Source organism: Pseudomonas oryzicola (assembly GCF_014269185.2).
Lineage (GTDB): Bacteria > Pseudomonadota > Gammaproteobacteria > Pseudomonadales > Pseudomonadaceae > Aquipseudomonas > Aquipseudomonas oryzicola.
Genome location: NZ_JABWRZ020000004.1, coordinates 58772 through 78532, shown reverse-complemented (window position 1 = coordinate 78532; position 19761 = coordinate 58772). Strand labels below are relative to the sequence as shown.

17 protein-coding genes are annotated in these 19761 nt (G+C 63.6%); 7 read left to right on the top strand and 10 right to left on the bottom strand.

The window, feature by feature from the left end; genetic code table 11:
- Positions 1-44 precede the first annotated feature (44 nt).
- From HU760_RS23295 to HU760_RS23280, 4 genes are all read left to right on the top strand, one after another.
- Complete coding sequence (locus HU760_RS23295) at positions 45-341, top strand: pyrroloquinoline quinone biosynthesis protein PqqE (protein ID WP_170027920.1); 297 nt, start codon at positions 45-47, stop codon at positions 339-341.
- A gap of 284 nt (positions 342-625) precedes the next feature.
- Positions 626-2431 (top strand): phenylacyl-CoA dehydrogenase, encoded by a 1806-nt coding sequence (locus tag HU760_RS23290; protein ID WP_186675012.1) that lies wholly within the window; start codon positions 626-628, stop codon positions 2429-2431.
- Positions 2432-2610: 179 nt separating this feature from the next.
- The gene (locus HU760_RS23285; protein WP_186675013.1) at positions 2611-3894 is read left to right on the top strand and encodes a GGDEF domain-containing protein; all 1284 of its coding nucleotides are present in this window, start codon (positions 2611-2613) and stop codon (positions 3892-3894) included.
- A 122-nt stretch (positions 3895-4016) separates the two neighbouring features.
- On the top strand, positions 4017-5795 hold the full coding sequence (locus HU760_RS23280) for an acyl-CoA dehydrogenase C-terminal domain-containing protein (RefSeq protein ID WP_186675014.1): 1779 nt from the start codon (positions 4017-4019) through the stop codon (positions 5793-5795).
- A gap of 282 nt (positions 5796-6077) precedes the next feature.
- On the opposite strand, the gene HU760_RS23275 is transcribed toward HU760_RS23280, so the two are convergent.
- Complete coding sequence (locus HU760_RS23275; protein ID WP_186675015.1) at positions 6078-7001, bottom strand: LysR family transcriptional regulator; 924 nt, start codon at positions 6999-7001, stop codon at positions 6078-6080.
- 210 nt (positions 7002-7211) lie between these two features.
- Here HU760_RS23275 and HU760_RS23270 point away from each other — a divergent pair, with 210 nt between their 5' ends.
- Positions 7212-8492: an aspartate aminotransferase family protein gene (locus tag HU760_RS23270; protein ID WP_186675016.1), complete on the top strand. Its 1281-nt coding sequence runs from the start codon at positions 7212-7214 to the stop codon at positions 8490-8492.
- A 152-nt stretch (positions 8493-8644) separates the two neighbouring features.
- Positions 8645-8803: a YqaE/Pmp3 family membrane protein gene (locus HU760_RS23265; protein ID WP_009681539.1), complete on the top strand. Its 159-nt coding sequence runs from the start codon at positions 8645-8647 to the stop codon at positions 8801-8803.
- Positions 8804-8836: 33 nt separating this feature from the next.
- Here HU760_RS23265 and HU760_RS23260 read toward each other — a convergent pair whose 3' ends face one another.
- From HU760_RS23260 to HU760_RS23220, 9 genes are all read right to left on the bottom strand, one after another.
- Complete coding sequence (locus tag HU760_RS23260; RefSeq protein ID WP_186675017.1) at positions 8837-10657, bottom strand: S9 family peptidase; 1821 nt, start codon at positions 10655-10657, stop codon at positions 8837-8839.
- Positions 10623-11783 carry a pyrroloquinoline quinone biosynthesis protein PqqE gene (gene pqqE, locus HU760_RS23255; RefSeq protein ID WP_186675018.1) on the bottom strand — a complete coding sequence of 387 codons (1161 nt, stop codon included), beginning with the start codon at positions 11781-11783 and terminating at the stop codon, positions 10623-10625. The genes HU760_RS23260 and pqqE overlap by 35 nt, the downstream gene beginning before the upstream one ends.
- The gene (pqqD, locus tag HU760_RS23250; RefSeq protein ID WP_186675019.1) at positions 11755-12030 is read right to left on the bottom strand and encodes a pyrroloquinoline quinone biosynthesis peptide chaperone PqqD; all 276 of its coding nucleotides are present in this window, start codon (positions 12028-12030) and stop codon (positions 11755-11757) included. The genes pqqE and pqqD overlap by 29 nt, the downstream gene beginning before the upstream one ends.
- Positions 12027-12782, bottom strand: coding sequence for a pyrroloquinoline-quinone synthase PqqC (gene pqqC, locus HU760_RS23245; RefSeq protein WP_003255592.1), 756 nt, complete (start codon positions 12780-12782; stop codon positions 12027-12029). The genes pqqD and pqqC overlap by 4 nt, the downstream gene beginning before the upstream one ends.
- 60 nt (positions 12783-12842) lie before the next feature.
- The gene (gene pqqB, locus HU760_RS23240; protein WP_051101123.1) at positions 12843-13754 is read right to left on the bottom strand and encodes a pyrroloquinoline quinone biosynthesis protein PqqB; all 912 of its coding nucleotides are present in this window, start codon (positions 13752-13754) and stop codon (positions 12843-12845) included.
- A gap of 79 nt (positions 13755-13833) precedes the next feature.
- Positions 13834-13905, bottom strand: coding sequence for a pyrroloquinoline quinone precursor peptide PqqA (gene pqqA, locus HU760_RS23235; protein ID WP_003243383.1), 72 nt, complete (start codon positions 13903-13905; stop codon positions 13834-13836).
- A gap of 159 nt (positions 13906-14064) precedes the next feature.
- Positions 14065-16362: a pyrroloquinoline quinone biosynthesis protein PqqF gene (gene pqqF / locus HU760_RS23230; RefSeq protein ID WP_186675020.1), complete on the bottom strand. Its 2298-nt coding sequence runs from the start codon at positions 16360-16362 to the stop codon at positions 14065-14067.
- 82 nt (positions 16363-16444) lie between these two features.
- Positions 16445-17239 carry a carbon-nitrogen hydrolase family protein gene (locus HU760_RS23225; protein ID WP_186675021.1) on the bottom strand — a complete coding sequence of 265 codons (795 nt, stop codon included), beginning with the start codon at positions 17237-17239 and terminating at the stop codon, positions 16445-16447.
- Positions 17240-17253: 14 nt separating this feature from the next.
- Positions 17254-18936, bottom strand: a complete 1683-nt coding sequence (locus HU760_RS23220) for a flavin monoamine oxidase family protein (protein WP_186675022.1) — start codon at positions 18934-18936, stop codon at positions 17254-17256.
- A 389-nt stretch (positions 18937-19325) separates the two neighbouring features.
- Between HU760_RS23220 and HU760_RS23215 the strand changes: the two genes are divergently transcribed.
- Positions 19326-19757 (top strand): hypothetical protein, encoded by a 432-nt coding sequence (locus HU760_RS23215; RefSeq protein ID WP_225932897.1) that lies wholly within the window; start codon positions 19326-19328, stop codon positions 19755-19757.
- Positions 19758-19761 lie beyond the last annotated feature (4 nt).

The window sequence follows — 19761 nt, the reverse complement described above, 5'->3', positions numbered from 1 at the left end:
CTTTAATTGGGCCTGTTCGTCATCCAGCGTCATGGAGTCCTGACATGGAAATCACCGGTAGCTCCGCCTACTACGCGGGCTTGAGCGCAATCCAGACCGGCCAGAACCGCGTCGATCAGGCCGCCAGCCAGATTGCCAATACCACTGCCGAACGTTCTGCCACCAGCCAGTCCAGCGACTTTCAGGCTGAACGCTTGCGCGCAGTCGACCGCAGCCAGCAGATGGACCTCGCCACCAGCACCGTGCAATTGGCCGTGGGTAAACATGAAGTCGAGCTTGGCGTGAAGATCGCCAAGGCATCCGACGAAATGCTTGGCCGGTTCATCGATACCTACGCCTGATACGGCGGCCTTTCCCGAACCCGACGCTATCCCTGTGGGAGCGGCTTTGCCCGCGAATGCGTCCGCCCGGACATCTCTGTTTTCCGGGCTGGCCCATTCGCGGGTAAACCCGCTCCCACAGGGGTTGTGTCATGGCTTGGCGTTTTTGCCATTTTTCGTGGCGTAAATGGCACCATAGTCCATCCTTGACATAAGACGGAGCTAAACGTAAGTTTCAAACAACTGTTTGATCGTTGCCGCATGGCGCGCGTCACCCCACAGAACTCACCTAGAGGTTCATCGCAATGCCTGACTACAAAGCCCCCTTGCGTGATATCCGCTTCGTTCGCGACGAACTGCTCGGCTATGAGGCGCACTATCAGAGCCTGCCGGGTTGCCAGGACGCCACGCCCGACATGGTCGACGCGATCCTTGAAGAAGGCGCGAAGTTCTGTGAGCAGGTGCTGTCGCCGCTGAACCGTGTGGGTGATCAGGAAGGCTGCACCTGGAGCGAATCGGGCGTGAAAACCCCGACTGGCTTCAAAGAGGCCTACCAGCAGTTCGTCGAAGGCGGCTGGCCGAGCCTGGCGCATGATGTCGAGCACGGTGGCCAGGGCCTGCCGGAGTCGCTGGGCCTGGCCCTGAGCGAAATGGTCGGTGGTGCGAACTGGTCGTGGGGCATGTACCCCGGCCTGTCCCACGGCGCGATGAACACCATTTCCGCGCATGGTACGCCTGAGCAGCAGCACACCTACCTGACCAAGCTGGTCTCCGGCGAGTGGACCGGCACCATGTGCCTGACCGAGCCACACTGCGGTACCGACCTGGGCATGCTGCGCACCAAGGCCGAGCCCCAGGCCGACGGCAGCTACAAGGTGTCGGGTACCAAGATCTTCATTTCGGCCGGTGAGCACGACATGGCCGACAACATTGTCCATATCGTCCTGGCCCGCCTGCCGGATGCACCGGCCGGCACCAAGGGCATCTCGCTGTTCATCGTGCCGAAGTTCCTGCCCAACGCCGAAGGCGGCGTGGGTGAGCGCAACGGCGTGAGCTGCGGCTCGATCGAACACAAGATGGGCATCCACGGCAACGCCACCTGCGTGATGAACTTCGACGGCGCCACTGGCTTCCTGATCGGCCCGGCCAACAAAGGCCTGAACTGCATGTTCACCTTCATGAATACCGCCCGGCTGGGTACTGCGCTGCAAGGCCTGGCCCATGCCGAAGTGGCCTTCCAGGGCGGCCTGAAGTACGCCCGTGAGCGTCTGCAGATGCGTTCGCTGACTGGCCCGAAAGCACCGGACAAGGCGGCTGACCCGATCATCGTCCACCCTGACGTGCGCCGCATGCTGCTGACCATGAAGGCCTTCGCCGAAGGCAACCGCGCTATGGTGTACTTCACTGCCAAGCAAGTGGACATCGTCAAGTACAGCCAGGATGAAGAGGAGCGCAAGAAGGCCGATGCCCTGCTGGCCTTCCTGACCCCGATCGCCAAGGCGTTCATGACCGAAGTCGGCTTCGAGGCCGCCAACCACGGTGTGCAGATCTACGGCGGCCACGGTTTCATCGCCGAGTGGGGCATGGAGCAGAACGTGCGCGACAGCCGTATCTCCATGCTGTACGAAGGCACCACCGGCATCCAGGCCCTGGACCTGCTTGGCCGCAAGGTGCTGATGACCCAGGGCGAAGCGCTGAAGGGCTTCACCAAGATCGTGCACAAGTTCTGCCAGGCGCAGGAAGGCAACGATGCGGTGAAGGAGTTCGTCGAACCGCTGGCGGCGCTGAACAAGGAATGGGGCGAGCTGACCATGAAAGTAGGCATGGCCGCCATGAAGGACCGCGAAGAAGTGGGCGCGGCCTCGGTCGACTACCTGATGTATTCCGGCTATGCCTGTCTGGCCTACTTCTGGGCCGACATCGCCCGCCTGGCCGCCGAGAAGCTGGCTGCCGGCACCAGCGAAGCGGCGTTCTACGCCGCCAAGCTGCAGACTGCGCGCTTCTACTTCCAGCGTATCCTGCCGCGTACCCGTACCCATGTGGCAGCGATGCTGTCGGGTGCCGACAACCTGATGGCGATGGACGAGGAAAGCTTCGGCCTGTCCTACTGATCCAGTAGTTGTAACTGAAACCCGCCTGCCTTCACCGGCAGGCGGGTTTTTTGTGTTTCAGGCCCGGCGCGGCCCCTTTTGCAGGGGCAGTGCCTGATTTGAAATTCAACTGTTCATGTGCACTGCCGATGAAGTATGGGCACAATGCCACCATTGATCTGCCGGGTTGGAGATTACCCTTGCTTCGTCTTAATGCTGTTCGCGCGAGCCACTTCCTGCCTTCGCTGATCCTGTTGCTGGCAGGCCTCGCCGCGGCTTATGTGAGAGACCTCAGTGTCTTTTTCACATCGCTGTTCAATGTCCTGCCCACCTTGGTCCTGCTGCTGGGCGGCGCCTATTGCGCGGTATACCGTCGCCAGCGCGAGCTGTTCCTGATGCTCACGGTGTATATCGCCTACTTTTTGCTCGACACCCAGACCGACTTCTACCGTGACCATGGTCGCGTACGCGAGGATGCGGCGTTGGTCTTCCACTTGGTGTGCCTGCTGTTGCCCGCCCTGTTCGGGCTGTACGGCGCCTGGCAGGAGCGCACCCATTTGCTGCAGGACCTGGTCGCCCGTGGCGCCGTGCTGTTTGCCGTCGGCAGCGTTGCGCTGGCCCTCGAGCAAAGCTATCCCGAAGCGCTGCTGACCTGGCTGGCAGAAATCCGTTGGCCGTCCCTGCATGGCCAGTGGATGAGCCTGATCCAGATGGTCTACCCGCTGTTCCTCGGCGTGTTGATCCTGCTGGTGGTGCAGTACCTGCGCGCTCCTCGGCCGCTGCACGCCGCATTGATCTCGGGCCTGCTGGGTATTTTCTGGATGTTGCCGCAAACCTTCATCCTGCCGTTCACCCTGAACATCATGTGCAGCCAGGTGATGCTGATGATCGCGGCGGCGGTGGCCCACGAGGCCTACCAAATGGCCTTCCGCGACGAGCTGACCGGCCTGCCGGGGCGCCGCGCGCTGAACGAGCGCATGCAACGCCTGGGACGCAACTATGTGATTGCCATGACCGATGTCGACCATTTCAAGAAGTTCAACGACACCCACGGCCACGATGTCGGCGACCAGGTGCTGCGCCTGGTCGCCAGCCGCCTGTCCAAGGTGACCGGCGGTGGCCGGGCCTACCGTTATGGCGGTGAGGAATTCGCCCTGGTGTTCGCTGGCAAGAGCGCCGAAGAATGCGTGCCGCACGTGGAGGCTGTGCGCGAGGTAATCGCCAATTACGTGATGCATCTGCGCGATCAGCACAACCGCCCGCAGGACGACACCGCCGGACGCCAGCGGCGTGCAGGCAGCAGCGGTGGGACAGTTTCGGTCACCATCAGCATCGGCGTAGCCGAGCGCCAGGCCGAGCATCGCAACCCCGAAGCTGTGCTGAAATCCGCCGACCAGGCGCTGTACAGCGCAAAGAGCGCAGGGCGCAATTGTGTCATGGTGCATGGGCAGCAATCGCAGCGTGGGGCGGTGCGCATGGCGTGACTGGAACTGACTGCTCGGTCTAGTGATGACCCTATGTGTCGTAAAAGTTGTTCGGTTACACTGCTCGTTACCCAGTGTCGCGGTTCCCCGAGACCGCCCCGACCGACTAGCGAGAGGTTGTCATGGCTGAATATAAAGCGCCCCTGCGCGACATGCGCTTCGTACTGAATGAAGTCTTCAACGTGGCCGAGCAGTGGGCGCAGCTGCCCGGGTTGGCCGAGGTTGTCGATGCCGACACAGCCATGGCGGTGCTCGAAGAAGCCGGCAAGGTCACTGCCAAGTCCATCGCGCCGCTCAGCCGCGCCGCCGATGAAGAGGGCTGCCACTGGGACAATGGTGCCGTACGCACGCCGGCCGGTTTCATCGAGGCCTACAACACATACGCCGAAGGTGGCTGGGTGGGCGTGGGCGGCGACCCGTTGTTCGGCGGCATGGGCATGCCCAAGGCCATTTCGGCCCAGGTCGAAGAAATGGTCAACGCCTCCAGCCTGGCGTTCGGCCTTTATCCGATGCTGACTGCCGGTGCCTGCCTGTCGATCAATGCCCACGCCAGTGAAGCACTGAAGGAAAAGTACCTGCCGAACATGTACGCCGGTGTGTGGGCGGGCTCCATGTGCCTGACCGAGCCGCACGCGGGTACCGACCTGGGCATCATCCGCACCAAGGCCGAGCCACAGGCCGACGGCAGTTACAAGGTCAGCGGCACCAAGATATTCATTACCGGTGGCGAGCACGACCTGACCGAGAACATCATCCATCTGGTGCTGGCCAAGCTGCCAGATGCACCAGCGGGGCCGAAAGGCATTTCGCTGTTCCTGGTGCCGAAGTTCCTGGTCGATGAAGACGGCAGCCTCGGCGCGCGCAACCCGGCCACTTGTGGCTCTATCGAGCACAAGATGGGTATCCAGGCTTCCGCCACTTGCGTGATGAACTTCGACGAAGCCGTCGGCTATCTGGTCGGCGAGCCGAACAAGGGCCTGGCGGCAATGTTCACCATGATGAACTACGAGCGCCTGGGCGTTGGTATCCAGGGCCTGGCCTCGGCCGAACGCTCCTACCAGAACGCCGTGGAATACGCCCGCGATCGCCTGCAGAGCCGCGCCCCGACCGGGCCGCAAGCCAAGGACAAGGCCGCCGACCCGATCATCGTCCACCCGGATGTGCGCCGGATGTTGCTGACCATGAAGGCACTGATCGAAGGTGGCCGAGCCTTCTCTACCTACGTGGCCATGCAGCTGGACAGTGCCAAGTACAGCGAGGACGCCAGCGTGCGCAAGCGCAGCGAAGAGCTGGTGGCATTGCTGACGCCAGTGGCCAAGGCCTTCCTTACCGACCTAGGCCTGGAGTGCGCGGTACACGGCCAGCAGGTGTTCGGCGGGCATGGTTATATTCGCGAGTGGGGTCAGGAGCAGTTGGTGCGCGATGTGCGTATCACGCAGATCTACGAAGGCACCAACGGCATCCAGGCCCTGGACCTGATGGGGCGCAAGGTGGTGGCCAGTGGTGGGGCGTACTACCGCCTGTTCTCCGACGAGATTCGCCAGTTCATCGCCAGTGCAGGTAGCCAGCTGGAGGAATTTGCCAAGCCGCTGGCGGCCAGCCTCGACCAGCTCGACGGGCTGACCGAATGGGTGCTGGAGCAGGCCAAGGGCAACCCGAATGAGATCGGCGCGGCTTCGGTCGAGTACTTGCACGCCTTTGGCTATGTGGCCTACGCCTACATGTGGGCGTTGATGGCGCGGGCGGCGCAGGCGGGTGAAGGGGATCAGGCGTTCTACACGGGCAAGCTGGGTACGGCGCGGTTCTACTTTGCGCGGTTGCTGCCACGGGTGGCTTCGTTGGTGGCTGCGGTGAAGGCGGGCAGTGAATCGCTGTACCTGCTGGATGCTGAACAGTTCTGACAGATCATGCGGGCCGCGCAGCGGCCCCAATTCTCGGCCTGCTTGCGATCGAATCTGGTCTTGTAAGCTTTTTCCTACATGACGTGGTGACTTTTCACCACTGGTCTCACATTGGATCCACGGTTAATCTTTCCCACATGGACGTTGCGCAGGAAGCGCAAAGTACAGATCACGGAAGACAACGAAGGAACACCTGCCAGGATGGCGGGGCGATACGGATGTCACAGGGAAACAGTCTGGAAAACCCCGCTTAGGCGGGGTTTTCTTTGTGCGCGCGTTTTTTCAGGCAAGCACATCCAGTGGTGATGCCCCCAACACGCGGGCGTCGGTCTCTTCCTCCAGCAGCGTGCGCAGCAGCTCCACTGAGGCCTGCTGGCGCTGGGCATCGCGAAACACCAAGCCAACCTTCAGCGGCACGCGCGGCTCGCTCAAAGGCTTCCACAACAACGCCTGGTCATCCTCGGCGGCCTCCTTGGCCCGGCCAGGCAGGATGGTCGCCAGCGCGGTATGGGCCAGGCTGTCGAGTATCCCTGCCATGTTGTTCATTTCGGCCTGTACCTGCGGCCGACGCCCCTGGCTGGCCAGCTGCGCCTGCCAGATCTGGCGGATCTGGAATTCTTCACCCAGCATCAGCATGGGCAGCTCGGCGGCCTGGCGGATGGACACTTTCTTGAAGTCCTTCAGCGGGTGCGTCGCGGGGATGACCAACTGCAGCTCATCTTCGTACAACAACAGGCCATGCAGCCCCGGCTGGCGTGGCGGCAGGTAACTGATGCCGATGTCCAGGCTGCCGTTGAGCAGGCGCCGTTCGATTTCCAGCCCCGACAGTTCGTAGATCTGCACCACAAGGTGTGGCTGTGCCCTGCGCAGGCGTTCGAGCAGTTGCGGCACGAGGCTGGGGCGCACGGTCTGCAGCACGCCGATGGCCAGGGTGCGCAGCGACTGGCCCTTGAAGTTGCGCATGGCCTCGTGGGCGCGCTGCAGGCCGTCGAGCAGCGGCAGGGCATGGTTGTACAGGGTATGTGCCGCCAGGGTCGGCAGCAGGCGCTTGTTGCTGCGCTCGAACAGGCTCAGGTCGAGGCTGTGCTCCAACTGGCGGATCTGTTGGGAAAGCGCCGGCTGGGACAGTGACAGGCGCTCGGCGGCGCGGCCCACATGGCCCTCTTCATACACCGCGACGAAATAACGCAGTTGGCGAAAATCCATAAGTGATACTTATCGAAAATGCTGGAAAAACGAAATGGTCGAAAACCCCCGCGAGGCCTAGTCTATCGCTGTATTCCAAAGGGTTACAGCAATCAATTATTCGATTGTTACCTTGGATGAAAAACACTTTTGATAGGAAAGGCAAAATATCGAGTGGCGGCATGCATACCGCACCGACAAAGCCTTCTACCGTGATTGGTTGGAGCCCTGATGAACCTGTTCAAGCTGCGCCGCCCGGCCCTCTCCGCCGTCGCCGAGCCCAAGCGTGCGCCGGTGATCGTGCCGGAAGCGCCGCAGCTGTCGCATGAGCGACTGATGCCTGGCAGCGAACGCGCCGCGCAGGTATTCGTACGTGGCCAGGGTTCCTGGCTATGGGACAACGAAGGGCATGCCTACCTGGACTTCACCCAGGGTGGTGCGGTCAACAGCCTGGGGCACAGCCCCAGCGTGCTGGTCAAGGCACTGGGCAACCAGGCCCAGGCGCTGATCAACCCGGGTTCGGGTTTCCACAGTCGTGGTCTGCTGGAGTTGGCCGAGCGCCTGTGCCAAAGCACCGGCAGCGACCAGGCCTACCTGCTCAATAGCGGTGCCGAAGCGTGCGAGGGCGCGATCAAGCTGGCGCGCAAGTGGGGTCAGCTGCACCGCAACGGCGCCTATCACATCATCACTGCCAGCCAGGCTTGCCACGGCCGTAGCCTGGGGGCGCTGTCGGCATCCGACCCGCTGCCGTGCAATCGTTGCGAACCCGGACTGCCCGGCTTCAGCAAAGTGCCGTTCAACGACCTGGCGGCGCTGCACGCCGAGGTCAACTCGCGCACCGTGGCGATCATGCTGGAGCCGATCCAGGGCGAGGCGGGTGTCATCCCGGCTACGCAGGAATACCTCAAGGGGGTGGAAACCCTCTGCCGCGAGCTGGGCATCCTGCTGATCCTCGATGAAGTGCAGACTGGCATCGGCCGCTGTGGTGCGCTGCTGGCCGAAGAAACCTACGGCGTGCGTGCCGACATCGTCACCCTGGGTAAGGGCCTTGGGGGTGGTGTGCCACTGGCAGCGTTGCTGGCCCGGGGCACGGCGTGCTGCGCCGAACCTGGCGAACTGCAAGGCAGCCACCATGGCAATGCGCTGATGTGTGCCGCAGGCCTGGCCGTGCTGGATGCCGTGCAGGAGCCTGGCTTCTTTGCCCAGGTGCAGGACAACGGGCGCCACCTGCGCGAAGGCCTGAGCCGCCTGGCCGGGCGTTACGGCCAAGGGGAAGTGCGCGGGCAGGGCCTGCTGTGGGCACTGCAACTGAAAGAGAGCCTGGCCCAGGAGCTGGTGAGTGCCGCCCTGCACGAAGGCCTGCTGCTCAATGCACCGCAGGCGGATGTGGTGCGCTTCTCGCCGGCCTTGACCGTGAGCAAGGGCAACATCGACGAAATGCTGCTACGCCTGGCCCGCGCCTTTGCCCGCCTGCACGCCCGCCAGCAGGCGCGCCGGGAAATGCCGGCATAGCGGGTTGGCGAAACCGAGAATTCTACGAACCGTCTGGCGTTCCTGCGCATCGCCCCTGGCCTGTTTCATTCGGCCCGGGGCGTTTTTTTTGCGGGTGGAACCTCTGTGGCGTGTGGCTAGTCTGTGAGGTAACCCCTTCAGGAGAGACTCGCATGGACTTCATTCGCATCATCATCGCCATCATCCTGCCGCCGCTGGGGGTGTTCCTGCAGGTGGGGTTCGGCGGGGCGTTCTGGCTGAATATTCTGCTGACCCTGCTGGGTTACATTCCGGGGATCGTGCACGCGGTGTACATCATCGCCAAGCGCTGAGACCTTTTGGGGCTGCAAGGCAGCCCCAGAATTTCAGCCTTCCAGCACCCGGCAATAGAACTTCCACTCTTCTTCCAGCGCATGCGCCAGGTTCTCGGCCTTGCGGAACCCGTGCCGCTCGCCTGCATAGAAGTGCCCTTCGGCCTCTATCCCATTGGCCTGTAACGCTACCAGCATCGATCTTGTCTGCTCCGGCACCACCACTGCATCCAGTTCCCCCTGGAAGAAAATCACCGGTACCTTGATCTGCCCCGCATGCAGCAGCGGCGTGCGCTGACGGTAGCGCTCGGCGTCCTGCTGCGGGTCACCTATCAGCCAGTCCAGGTAGTCACCCTCGAACTTGTGCGTCGCCCGGCCCAGCGCCAGCGGGTCGCTGACCCCGTACAGGCTGGCACCGGCGCGGAATACATCCTGAAATGCCAGGGCGCATAGCGTGGTATAGCCGCCGGCGCTACCGCCGCGAATGAACGCTTTGCTGCGGTCGATCAGGCCACGTGCCGCAAGATGTTCGACGGCCGCACAGGCGTCGGCCACATCGCTTTCTCCCCAGCGCAGGTGCAAGGCCTGGCGGTAATCCCGACCGTAGCCGGTGCTGCCCCGGTAATTGAGGTCGGCTACGGCGAAGCCGCGCTGGGTCCAGTACTGCACGCGCGGGTCGAGCACCGGATAACAGGCCGAAGTCGGGCCGCCATGGATGAACACCACCAGCGGTGTGGCCCCTTGCGAGCGGGCTGCCGGATAGAAAAATCCGTGTGCCTGGTGGCCGTCACTGCCATAGTGGATCGGCTGTGGCAGGCTGATGTGCGAGGCCGCAAGCACTTCGGCGCCACCGGCCAGAACGCTGACCTGATGGTTGCTGCGGTTGATGCTGATGACTGCCGGTGGGCTGATTGGCGAGGCAGCTATGGCGTACAGGTGCTCGGCATCCATGGCCAGGCTGCGAAAACGCGTATAGGCGCTGGCGAATCGCTCCAGGCCATCGACGGTGCGTAGCCCCAGCTGCCCGAAGCCGTCTTCGAACCAGCTGGCCAGGTAGCTCTGCCGGCCCAGTGCCAACCAGGTACTCGCGCCCAATTGCCAGGGGGCGGCGGCGTGGTCTGCCGGCTCGGCAGGCAGCGCCTGCCAACGACCATCGACCTCACCCCAGGGCTGCCAGAAGCCGTTGCGGTCGGACAGGCAGTAAAGCCGGCCTTGTGCATCGAAGCGTGGCTGTTGCAGCGACTCGTCGGCGGCGGCCAAACACTGCGCGGGGCCCCATTGGCCGCTGTCGTCGCGCATGCGACACATCAGCCGGGTGACCGTCCAGGGTTGTGCCGGGCGGTCCCACTCGATCCACGCCAGGCGCTGGCCATCGGCACTCAAGGTGGGCGAGGCGTAGAAGTCGGCGCCTTCGGCAAGCACATGCCGGCTTTGTTCAGCCAGTGCAACCAGTCGATGCTCGACCCGTTCGCCATGCCGCTCTTCGACTGCCAGCACCAGGCCAGCGTGCCACTGCAGGTCGCCATAGCGGCAATTGGCGTTGTCGGTCAGGGCGCGTGGCGGCGCTGCTGCCAGGTCCTGGGTGTAGACTTGCTGGTCCTTCTCGTTGACGAACAGCACCCCGTCGCCGCCCAGGCAGAAACTCCCGCCACCGTACTCATAGACCCGGCTGCGCACGCTGAAACCATCCGGTGTCAGGCAGCGGGCCTGCTGCTGCTGCCAATGCCAGATGCGGCAAGCGCCATCGGCGGGGCGGAACTCGTTCCAGAACAGCCCGGCAGCGCTGACCTTGAGTTCGGCGAAGTCGGTGCCGGCCGCGACTGCCTGGGCCGCACTGAACTCAGCCGCGGGCGATGACACGAGAGTTTCGCTCATTGCGGAAGGTCATCTGTTCAATCGCGAGCTTGGCGCTTTCCGCCTCATCGCGGGCCTTGAGGATGATGCCGTGGTCGGCCGACTTGGCGCATACGGGGTCGGCGTTGCTGGCATCGCCGGTCAGCATGAAGGCCTGGCAGCGGCAGCCGCCGAAGTCCTTTTCCTTCTCGTCGCAGGAACGGCAGGGCTCGCGCATCCATTCATAGCCACGGAAGCGGTTGAAACCGAACGAGTCGTACCAGATATGCCGCAGGTCGTGGTCGCGCACGTTGGGGAACTGCACCGGCAACTGGCGCGCGCCGTGGCATGGTAGCGCGGTGCCGTCCGGGGTGATGGTGAGGAACAGGCTACCCCAGCCGTTCATGCAGGCCTTGGGGCGCTCTTCGTAGTAGTCCGGGGTGACGAAGATCAGCTTGCACGGGTTGCCTTCGGCCTTGAGCCTGTCACGGTACTCGTTGGTGATGCGTTCGGCCCGTTCGAGCTGCGCGCGGGTCGGCAGCAGGCCCAGGCGGTTGAGGTGGGCCCAGCCGTAGAACTGGCAGGTGGCGAGCTCGACGAAGTCCGCTTCCAGAGCGATGCACAGCTCGATGATGCGGTCGATCTTGTCGATATTGTGCCGGTGGGTGACGAAGTTGAGCACCATCGGGTAGCCGTGGGCTTTCACTGCGCGGGCCATTTCCAGTTTTTGCGCGAAGGCCTTCTTCGAGCCGGCCAACAGGTTGTTTACCTGCTCGTCGCTGGCCTGGAAGCTGATCTGGATATGGTCCAGGCCAGCCTTCTTGAAGTCGGCGATGCGTGCCTCGGTCAAGCCGATGCCCGAGGTGATCAGGTTGGTGTAGTAACCCAGCCGGCGCGCCTCACCGATCAGTTCGGCGAGGTCCTGGCGCACCAGCGGCTCGCCGCCGGAAAAACCGATTTGCGCGGCACCCATTTCCCGCGCTTCAGCCATGACCTTGAACCACTGCGAGGTGCTCAGCTCCTGGCCCTGGGCGGCGAAGTCCAGCGGGTTGGAGCAGTACGGGCACTGCAGCGGGCAGCGGTAGGTCAGCTCGGCCAGTAGCCACAGCGGCAGGCCGACCTCAGGCGTAGGCGGTAACTCAGGCGAGGACAATCCAGTGTTCGGCACGGGCCACCTCCATGAACTGCTCGATGTCGTCGGCCACTTGCGGGACACCGGGGAACTGTTGTTCGAGTTCGGCAATGATCGCGGCGACGTCGCGCTGGCCGTCGATCAGGCCACCGATCAGGGCCGCGCTGTCGTTGAGCTTGATCATGCCCTCGGGGTACAGCAAGACATGACCCTTTTGCGCCGGTTCGTACTGGAAGCGGTAGCCGGGGCGCCAGTTCGGTACTTGCTTGCGATTGAAACTCATAGGGTGATCCCTTTGTGCCACACCCGTTCCTGGGTGACGGAGTGATAGGGCGGGCGGTTCAGCTCGTAGGCCATGCTCATGGCGTCGAGCATGCTCCAGAGGATGTCCAGCTTGAACTGCAGGATCTCCAGCATACGCTCCTGGCCTGCGCGGGTGGTGTAGTGCTGCAGGGTAATCGCCAGGCCGTGCTCCACGTCACGCCGGGCCTGGCCCAGGCGGGTGCGGAAGTATTCGTAGCCGGCCGGGTCGATCCACGGGTAGTGCTGCGGCCAGCTGTCCAGGCGCGACTGGTGGATCTGTGGGGCGAACAGCTCGGTCAGCGAGCTGCTGGCCGCTTCCTGCCAGCTGGCCCGCCGGGCAAAGTTGACGTAGGCGTCCACGGCAAAACGTACGCCGGGCAACACCAGCTCCTGCGAGCGCAGCTGGTCCGGGTCCAGGCCCACGGCCTGGCCCAGGCGCAGCCAGGCTTCGATACCGCCGTCTTCGCCGGGGGCACCGTCATGGTCGAGCAGGCGCTGGATCCATTCGCGGCGTACTTCGCGGTCCGGGCAGTTGGCCAGGATCGCGGCGTCCTTCATCGGGATGTTGACCTGGTAGTAGAAGCGGTTGGCCACCCAGCCCTGGATCTGCTCGCGGGTGGCACGGCCCTGGTACATCGCCACGTGGTAGGGATGATGGATATGGTAGTAGGCGCCCTTGGCGCGCAGGGCCTGCTCGAATTCGGCAGGGGACATTGGCAGTGCGTCGCTCATTCGGCTGGCTCCTGTAAAACGATTATCTGGCCTGGCAATACCCACCCGGTGGGCGCGCTGTTACAACTCGATACTCATGCCATCGAAGGCCACTTCCACGCCTCGGCGCAGTACTTCGGCGCGCTCGGGCGAGTCCTCGTCGAGGATCGGGTTGGTGTTGTTGATGTGGATAAGTACCTTGCGCTGACGCGGGAAGCCATCGAGCACCTCCAGCATGCCGCCAGGGCCGTTCTGCGCCAGATGGCCCATTTCACGCCCGGTACGGGTGCCTACGCCACGGCGTTGCATCTCGTCATCTTCCCACAGGGTGCCGTCGACCAGCAGGCAGTCGGCGCCATGCATCATCGCCAGCAGCTTGTCGTCCACCTGACCCAGGCCCGGGGCGTAGAACAGCTTGCCGCCGGTGCGGGTGTCCTCGACCAGCAGGCCAAGGTTGTCGCCCGGGTGCGGGTCGAAGCGGTGCGGCGAGTAGGGCGGCGCGGCGCTGCGCAGGGGGAACGGGGTGAAGCGCAGGTTGGGGCAGGCGTCGATCACGAAGCTGCCTTCCAGTTCGATGCGGTTCCACTGCAGGCCGCCGTTCCAGTGGCTGAGCATGTTGAACAGCGGGAAACCGGTGGTCAGGTCCTGGTGGACCATGTCGGTGCACCACACCTGGTGCGGGCAGCCTTCGCGCAGGCTGAGCAGGCCGGTGGTATGGTCGATCTGGCTGTCCAGCAGCACGATGGCGTTGATGCCGGTGTCACGCAGGGCGCGGGCCGGTTGCATCGGCGCAAAGGCCTGGAGCTGGGCGCGGATATCGGGCGAGGCATTGCACAATACCCAGTGCACGCCGTCGTCGGACAGGGCAATGGACGACTGTGTGCGCGCCGTGGCCCGCAAGGTGCCGTCACGGTAGCCTTTGCAGTTGACGCAGTTGCAGTTCCACTGAGGGAACCCGCCACCAGCGGCGGAACCGAGAACCTGGATATACATGGCCACTCTCTATGCAGAAAACCGTAGCGAATAAACGAAAACGCCCCGGCAGGCCGAGGCGTTGAACCGTAAGCCGGGCTTAGCGGTTGGCGAAGTACATGGTGACTTCGAAGCCGATGCGAAGATCAGTGTATGCAGGTTTGGTCCACATGGAATTACTCCTTCCGGATGAGGGTTGGGTTTGTCAGCTAATACTAGGGTACCGCCATTGGCTGGCAGTTCCCTTGATTTGAGATTGCGCTATCTTACAAGAAATAGGTGTACCGAAAGGTTAATTATTAGCAAAGTGTCCTTGCAGCTCGCGTAATAATCACTCGGTCGCGGTCAACCAGGCGCCATCTGGCGCGGCGGCGTTGGCCAGGCACAGCCAGCTGCTGTCGCTGTCGAGCAGGTAGTCCAGCAGGTGGTCCAGATCCATCTGTTGCGTGGCCAGAATAGCCCCGCGCAGAGCATCCAGCCCCCCAGCTTGCGTGGCCAGGCATGTCTGCCATGCCCATTCGGCGAGTTCTTCATTGGCCATTGCGGGTTCCGCGAATTGCCCGGCCAGTGCCTGGCGAGCGGCCGGATCAACAGTAACGCCCCGGCGTAGCACGGTGAGCAGGTGATCGAGTATCTGTGCCTGGCTGGTGTGTGGCGACTGCACGCCGAACAGTAGGCCGCCGACCCCTTCGACCTGACGAAAGGCACTGAATACCGCATAGCCGAGTTGCAGTTCTACCCGCAGCCGTTGATAGACCGGCCCTTGCAGCGATTGGGCGAGCAGGCGGCCAGCGGCTTCCATCGCCGCCGGTAATGGGCAGAACAGCAGCACGGCATGTTCACTGCCGTGGGCGTCGACCCGCTGCCAGCGGTGGTTGGCCCAGGCCGGCAACGGGCCAGGCGTCGAAGCTTGGCCAGGGCAATGCTGCAACGCCGTCGCCAACGCATTCAGGGCTGTATCGTCGAAGCCGACCGCCAGGCCGTGCCAGCGTGCCTGCTGCCACAGGCTGTCGAGCTGGGCTTGTGCCAGCGTGTCGGGCGCACCAGGCAGTGGCAACGCACCCAACACTGCGTCGGGCAATTGCTTGAGCAGGGCCCTGATCGGGATCAACCCCGCAGGCGGCGTCGAGGGCGCGAGCCAGCTGCCGGCTGGTGGCTGCACAAGCAGCGTCAGGGCCAGCTGCACAGTGCGCAGCACCGCTGCCGGTAAACCGGCGCAGCGCAATTGCCAATATTCGCCAGCGGCATTGAACTGCAACTGCACCGCCACACGGGCGCAACGCTCCTGCAGGGGCTGCAGGGCGCGTTCGAGCACCGCCTGCAACTGCTGGCGCGCGGCTGACGGCACCTGCCAGCGCAGGTACAGCGCCGTGTATTGGCGAGCGCTGGGGAGCAGGTTGCTGATCTGCAGTGCTGCTGGCAGTGGCTGCGGCCTGGCAGCAGGCAGGTCGGCCACGAGCAAGGGTTCGCCAGCGGGCAATTGCCAATGCCCATGCACGCGACTCGGCAGGCCTGCCAGCAGGGCTCGGAAGGCCTGCAGGGCTTGGCTATCCAAACCGGCGAACGGCTGCCCGGCACTGTCCCGGCGGGCTAGCTCAATGGCGCTGGCGCTGCGTTCGCGGCTTTGCTGCAGCAATTCGAACTCGGCATTCAATGGCTCTGCTGCGGCCTGGAGGAAGCCGAACCAACCCTGCAGGAGGGCATCGACCTCTTCTGCACTGGCGTTCTCGGTAAGCTGCAGATCGATATGCCACATCAGTTGCCCAGCGTACGCATACAGCGCCTCGGCCTTGAAATCTTGCAGCCAGCCACGCTGGCGAAGCGCAGCCAGCCAGGTGCCCGGCCGGCTGTCGCCAAGGCAACTGATCAACAGCTCCAGGGCTTGCTCGGCACCCGCCGGCAACTGCGCGTGGCTGAACACCCGCGGCAGGGTGGCCGCCGCCAGGGGCGGTGGCAGGGCCTGAGATACCCGTGCACCTGCGCTGAACTGCGCAGCATGCTGGCGGCCCAGCATTTCCAGTTCATCCAGCGGCTGCGGGCCGCACAGGCTCAGGGTAAGCTGGCCGCCCTGGTAGAAGCGCTGGTGAAAGCCATGCAACGCTTGCTGGAAGGCCGGGTCGTGCAAGGCCAGGGTGTACCGGTTACCGGCATGAAAAGCGCCCAGTGGATGGCCGGGCGCCACGGCCTGCAGCAAGGCGAACTGCTGCTGGGCCTGTGGGTTGCGTGACCAGGCAATGAACTCGGCGTGGATCACTTCACGCTCGCGGCGTTGGCGCTCGATGCCCAGGTCTGGTTCGGCGAGCATCTGGCACAAGCGCTCGAGCCCGCCCGCCAAGGCACTGGGCGGCACCTCGAAGAAAAAGTCAGTGGTGCGTTCCCGGGTGCTGGCATTGACCTGGCCGCCCAGCGCCTGCACGTAGCGCATCAGGCCGTCTTCAAGCGGGAAGCGCGCGGTGCCGAGGAAGAACAGGTGCTCCAGGAAGTGGGCCAGGCCGGGCCATTTGCCCGGGGCGTCGTGGCTGCCCGCATGCACCCGCAGGGCCGCGGCCGAATGCTTCAGGCGCGGGGCGTGGCGCAGGGTCAGCTGCAGGCCGTTGGCGAGGGTGAGGTGGCGGGTGGCGTCAGGCATGGGGGCTCCGGTTGCTGCATGCCATGCTAACCCATTTGCCGGCAGGCCCGGCCTCTTCGCGGGTAAACTCGCGAAAGGGCTGTCAGCCTTTGCGCAGGTGCAGCTCCTGGCGCAGATCGCTCAGGTAGGGAAATGCCGCCCGTCCCTGCGCCACCCGTTCATGCTCAAGCTCCGCCAGCAGCTGGCACTCGTCGTGCCCGGCCATCGCCAGCAGGCTGCCATCGGGGCCGATGATGCTGCTTTGCCCGCAATAGTGGATCTCGCCTTCCGCACCACAGTAGTTGGCATACACCAGGTAGCACTGGTTCTCCTGTGCCCGCGCCCTTACGGTCACCTGGCAGACAAAGTCGTACGGTGCCATGTTCGCCGTCGGCACCAGGATCAGTTCGGCACCGTTCAGCGCCAGGCGGCGGGCATTCTCCGGGAACTCGATGTCGTAACAGATCAGCAGGCCGACCTTCCAGCCCTCCAGCTCCACCACCGGAAAGTGGTCGGGACCTGCGCTGAACATCGAGCGGTCCAGCTCACCGAACAGGTGAGTCTTGCGGTAGTTGCCCAGGCTCCGCCCCTGTGCATCGATCAACTGCACGCTGTTGTAGATCGCCCCGTCATCGCCGCGCTCCGGGTAGCCATAGACGATGGCGATGCGGTGCGCCTGGGCGATCTCCACCACCTCCATGGCTGCCGGGCCGTCGTCGGCCTCGGCCAGGCGCTCGACCTGGGCCTGGCCGATGTTGTAGCCGGTCAGGAACATCTCCGGGCACACCAGCAACCGGGCGCCGCGTTCGGCCGCCAGTTGCGCCTGGTGGCGCAAGCGTTGCAGGTTGCCGGGCACGTCCAGTGGCTTGGGCGCGCCCTGGAACAGAGCGATGCGCATGCTGCCTCCTTGTCTCAGTCCGCCAGGGCGATCGGGCCGATTTCGTTGAACACGTCACCTGGGCCAGGGTTTTCCGGGTGGGTGCGACCACCGAAGTGGTTCATGATACCCCACACCGCATTCAGCGAAGTCTGCACCGCACCTTCGACCCAGGCGGGGGTCCAGGACACGTCGTCACCGGCGATGAAGATGCCACGCTGCTCGGCAGGCATGTCTTGCTGCATGAAGTGGGCATACATGCGCTGGTTGTAGCGGTAGTGGCCTGGCAGCGCGCCCTTGAAGGCGCCGAGGAAGTATGGGTCGGCTTCCCAGGAAACGGTGATCGGGTCGCCGATGATGTGCCCGGCGATGTCGGTCTTCGGGTAGATTTTCTTCAGTGCGTCCAGGGCCAGTTGCACGCGTTTTTCCACCGGGTGCGGCAGCATCTTCAGGGCGTCGCTCATCCAGGCGTAGGACAGGCAGATCACCCCCGGCTTGTCGTCGCCATTGTCGAACAGGTAAGTGCCGCGGGTGAGGCGGTCGGTGAGGGTCATGCTCATCAGGTCGCGACCGGTTTGCGGGTCCTTGTCCTTCCAGAATGGCCGGTCGACCATGACGAAGGTCTTCGACGATTGCATGTAGCGGGTGCGGTCCAGGGCCATCCACATCTTCTGCGAGAACAGCGATTCCTCGCAGTCGATCTGGGTGGTCAGCAACCAGGTCTGGCAGGTAGCGAGCACGGCGCTGTAGTGACGGGTGTCGCCCCAGTTGTCGGTGACCGCCAGGCGGCCGTCGGCAGCGCGGGCGATGCGTTTGACCCCGGTGCGCGGCGCGCCGCCATGCAGCGCGCTCAGGCTGGTGCCTTCGGGCCAGTGTACGCAACGCTCCGGCACATGGCGCCAGATGCCTTGCGGCACCTGTTCCACCCCGCCGACCACCAGGTGCTGGTGGTCGTCGCAATTGGTCATTACCACGCGGAAGATTTCCAGCATCGAGTTGGGGAAGTCCGAATCCCAGCCGCCGGTGCCGAAGCCGACCTGGCCGAACACCTCACGGTGCTGGAAGCTCAGCTTGGCGAACGAGCGCGAGGTGGCCACGAAGTCGTAGAAGGTGCGGTCGTCCCACAGCGGTACCAGTTTGTTCCACAGCTCTTTCAAGCGCGGTACGTCACGGTCGCGGATAGCCTGCTGGATATCGGCGAACTGGGCGCCGCTTTCCAGCGCGTCGGCCCAGGCGTCGGCCACCTCCTGGAACAGCTTGGGCAGGTCGCTGGGCTTTTCGGCGTAGTAGGTCTGGCCTTCCAGGTCGATCACGGTGCTGCCCGAGGCCGGGGTCAGTGGGTTGGGGAAGGGCTTGGTTTCCAGGCCCAGTTTGTCCACATAGTGGTAGAAGGCGGTGGACGACACCGGGAAACGCATGCCACCCAGCTCGGCGATGACCCCGTCGGTGCCGTTGAAGGCTTGCGAACGCAGCCGGCCACCCAGCTTGGAGGCCTCGTACACCACCGGCTTGAGGCCAAGTTTCATCAGTTCGTAGGCCGCCACCAGCCCGGCGATGCCGGCGCCCACGATAGCCACTTCCTCACCATGGCGCTCGGCCGGAATGCTGCCCAGGCCTGCGGGGTGTTCCAGCCAGTCGTCGAAGGCGAATGGGAAGTCCGGGCCGAAAATGGTGATGGGCTTCTTGCCGTCGGCGGGGTGGCGGTTTTTCTTGTTCATGGAGTGACCTTGCCAGAGGGGGCTGCGCGGGTAGCGGAGCCTGAGTATAGGAGATGCCTAGGGCCATTTTAGGGAGTGGGGTGTTCGTTATTAAGGTACATAGTGTTGTCCAAATGTCACTTGCTTCGTCGAAATGACTGTCAGTCAATCTATTAAGACGAAACTGGTGAAAGCATGCCCAAGACAAACACCGCCCCCTGTGGGGCTTTGATCAGGGATGACCAGCCAATTCCTACACCCGAGCCGTGCGTTAAAGAATTACCCTACGCCCGCTATAGCCTCGGTCTGGCTGCGTGGGAAACACCTCATCGTTAACTTCACTGTGTCGCTGCTGTTCGGGCGAGCGGGTGTGAGAACCCATCCTCCAACTTCGCACCAAGGCTTGTGTCATGGCAGCTGTGCGCGGGCAGGCTTCGGTCTGGCCGGATTTCCAAGTTGGCCGGTTTCTCACCCCGTGCATGGCTGCCGCCTATTCCCGTGAGAAGGAGTTGGCCGGCAGTTTCCTCAAGACTCAATTTGGAAACTGCATCGTGAAGAAATCTGATTCTGGACAACTCGAAAAACTGAAACCCACCGCCGAAAAAACCTTCTGCAACTGCGAATCCAGCCACCCGCCGCTGTTCGCCATCCGCCCCGGCATCGACGCCGCAGACGCTCTGGTTCACGCCTGTCTTCTGGCCCGTGGCCTCGATCAGATCGTCACCGACTATGCCCAGCACCATGCGCCCGAGCGCAGCCGTGACATGGTCTGGTCGATGCAGCATTGCGCCGAAAGCCTCTCTGCAATCCTGGAGAGCCTGCTCGACGCCCAGGAGGCCTGAGTGC

What these genes read in the sequence shown, in the direction of transcription:
- HU760_RS23295 (WP_170027920.1), top strand. Translation starts at nt 45, where the DNA reads ATGGAAATCACCGGTAGCTCCGCCTACTACGCGGGCTTGAGCGCAATC.
- HU760_RS23290 (WP_186675012.1), top strand. Translation starts at nt 626, where the DNA reads ATGCCTGACTACAAAGCCCCCTTGCGTGATATCCGCTTCGTTCGCGAC.
- HU760_RS23280 (WP_186675014.1), top strand. Translation starts at nt 4,017, where the DNA reads ATGGCTGAATATAAAGCGCCCCTGCGCGACATGCGCTTCGTACTGAAT.
- HU760_RS23275 (WP_186675015.1), bottom strand. Translation starts at nt 7,001, where the DNA reads ATGGATTTTCGCCAACTGCGTTATTTCGTCGCGGTGTATGAAGAGGGC.
- HU760_RS23270 (WP_186675016.1), top strand. Translation starts at nt 7,212, where the DNA reads ATGAACCTGTTCAAGCTGCGCCGCCCGGCCCTCTCCGCCGTCGCCGAG.
- HU760_RS23265 (WP_009681539.1), top strand. Translation starts at nt 8,645, where the DNA reads ATGGACTTCATTCGCATCATCATCGCCATCATCCTGCCGCCGCTGGGG.
- HU760_RS23260 (WP_186675017.1), bottom strand. Translation starts at nt 10,657, where the DNA reads ATGAGCGAAACTCTCGTGTCATCGCCCGCGGCTGAGTTCAGTGCGGCC.
- pqqD (WP_186675019.1), bottom strand. Translation starts at nt 12,030, where the DNA reads ATGAGTTTCAATCGCAAGCAAGTACCGAACTGGCGCCCCGGCTACCGC.
- pqqC (WP_003255592.1), bottom strand. Translation starts at nt 12,782, where the DNA reads ATGAGCGACGCACTGCCAATGTCCCCTGCCGAATTCGAGCAGGCCCTG.
- pqqB (WP_051101123.1), bottom strand. Translation starts at nt 13,754, where the DNA reads ATGTATATCCAGGTTCTCGGTTCCGCCGCTGGTGGCGGGTTCCCTCAG.
- pqqF (WP_186675020.1), bottom strand. Translation starts at nt 16,362, where the DNA reads ATGCCTGACGCCACCCGCCACCTCACCCTCGCCAACGGCCTGCAGCTG.
- HU760_RS23225 (WP_186675021.1), bottom strand. Translation starts at nt 17,239, where the DNA reads ATGCGCATCGCTCTGTTCCAGGGCGCGCCCAAGCCACTGGACGTGCCC.
- HU760_RS23220 (WP_186675022.1), bottom strand. Translation starts at nt 18,936, where the DNA reads ATGAACAAGAAAAACCGCCACCCCGCCGACGGCAAGAAGCCCATCACC.
- HU760_RS23215 (WP_225932897.1), top strand. Translation starts at nt 19,326, where the DNA reads ATGGCAGCTGTGCGCGGGCAGGCTTCGGTCTGGCCGGATTTCCAAGTT.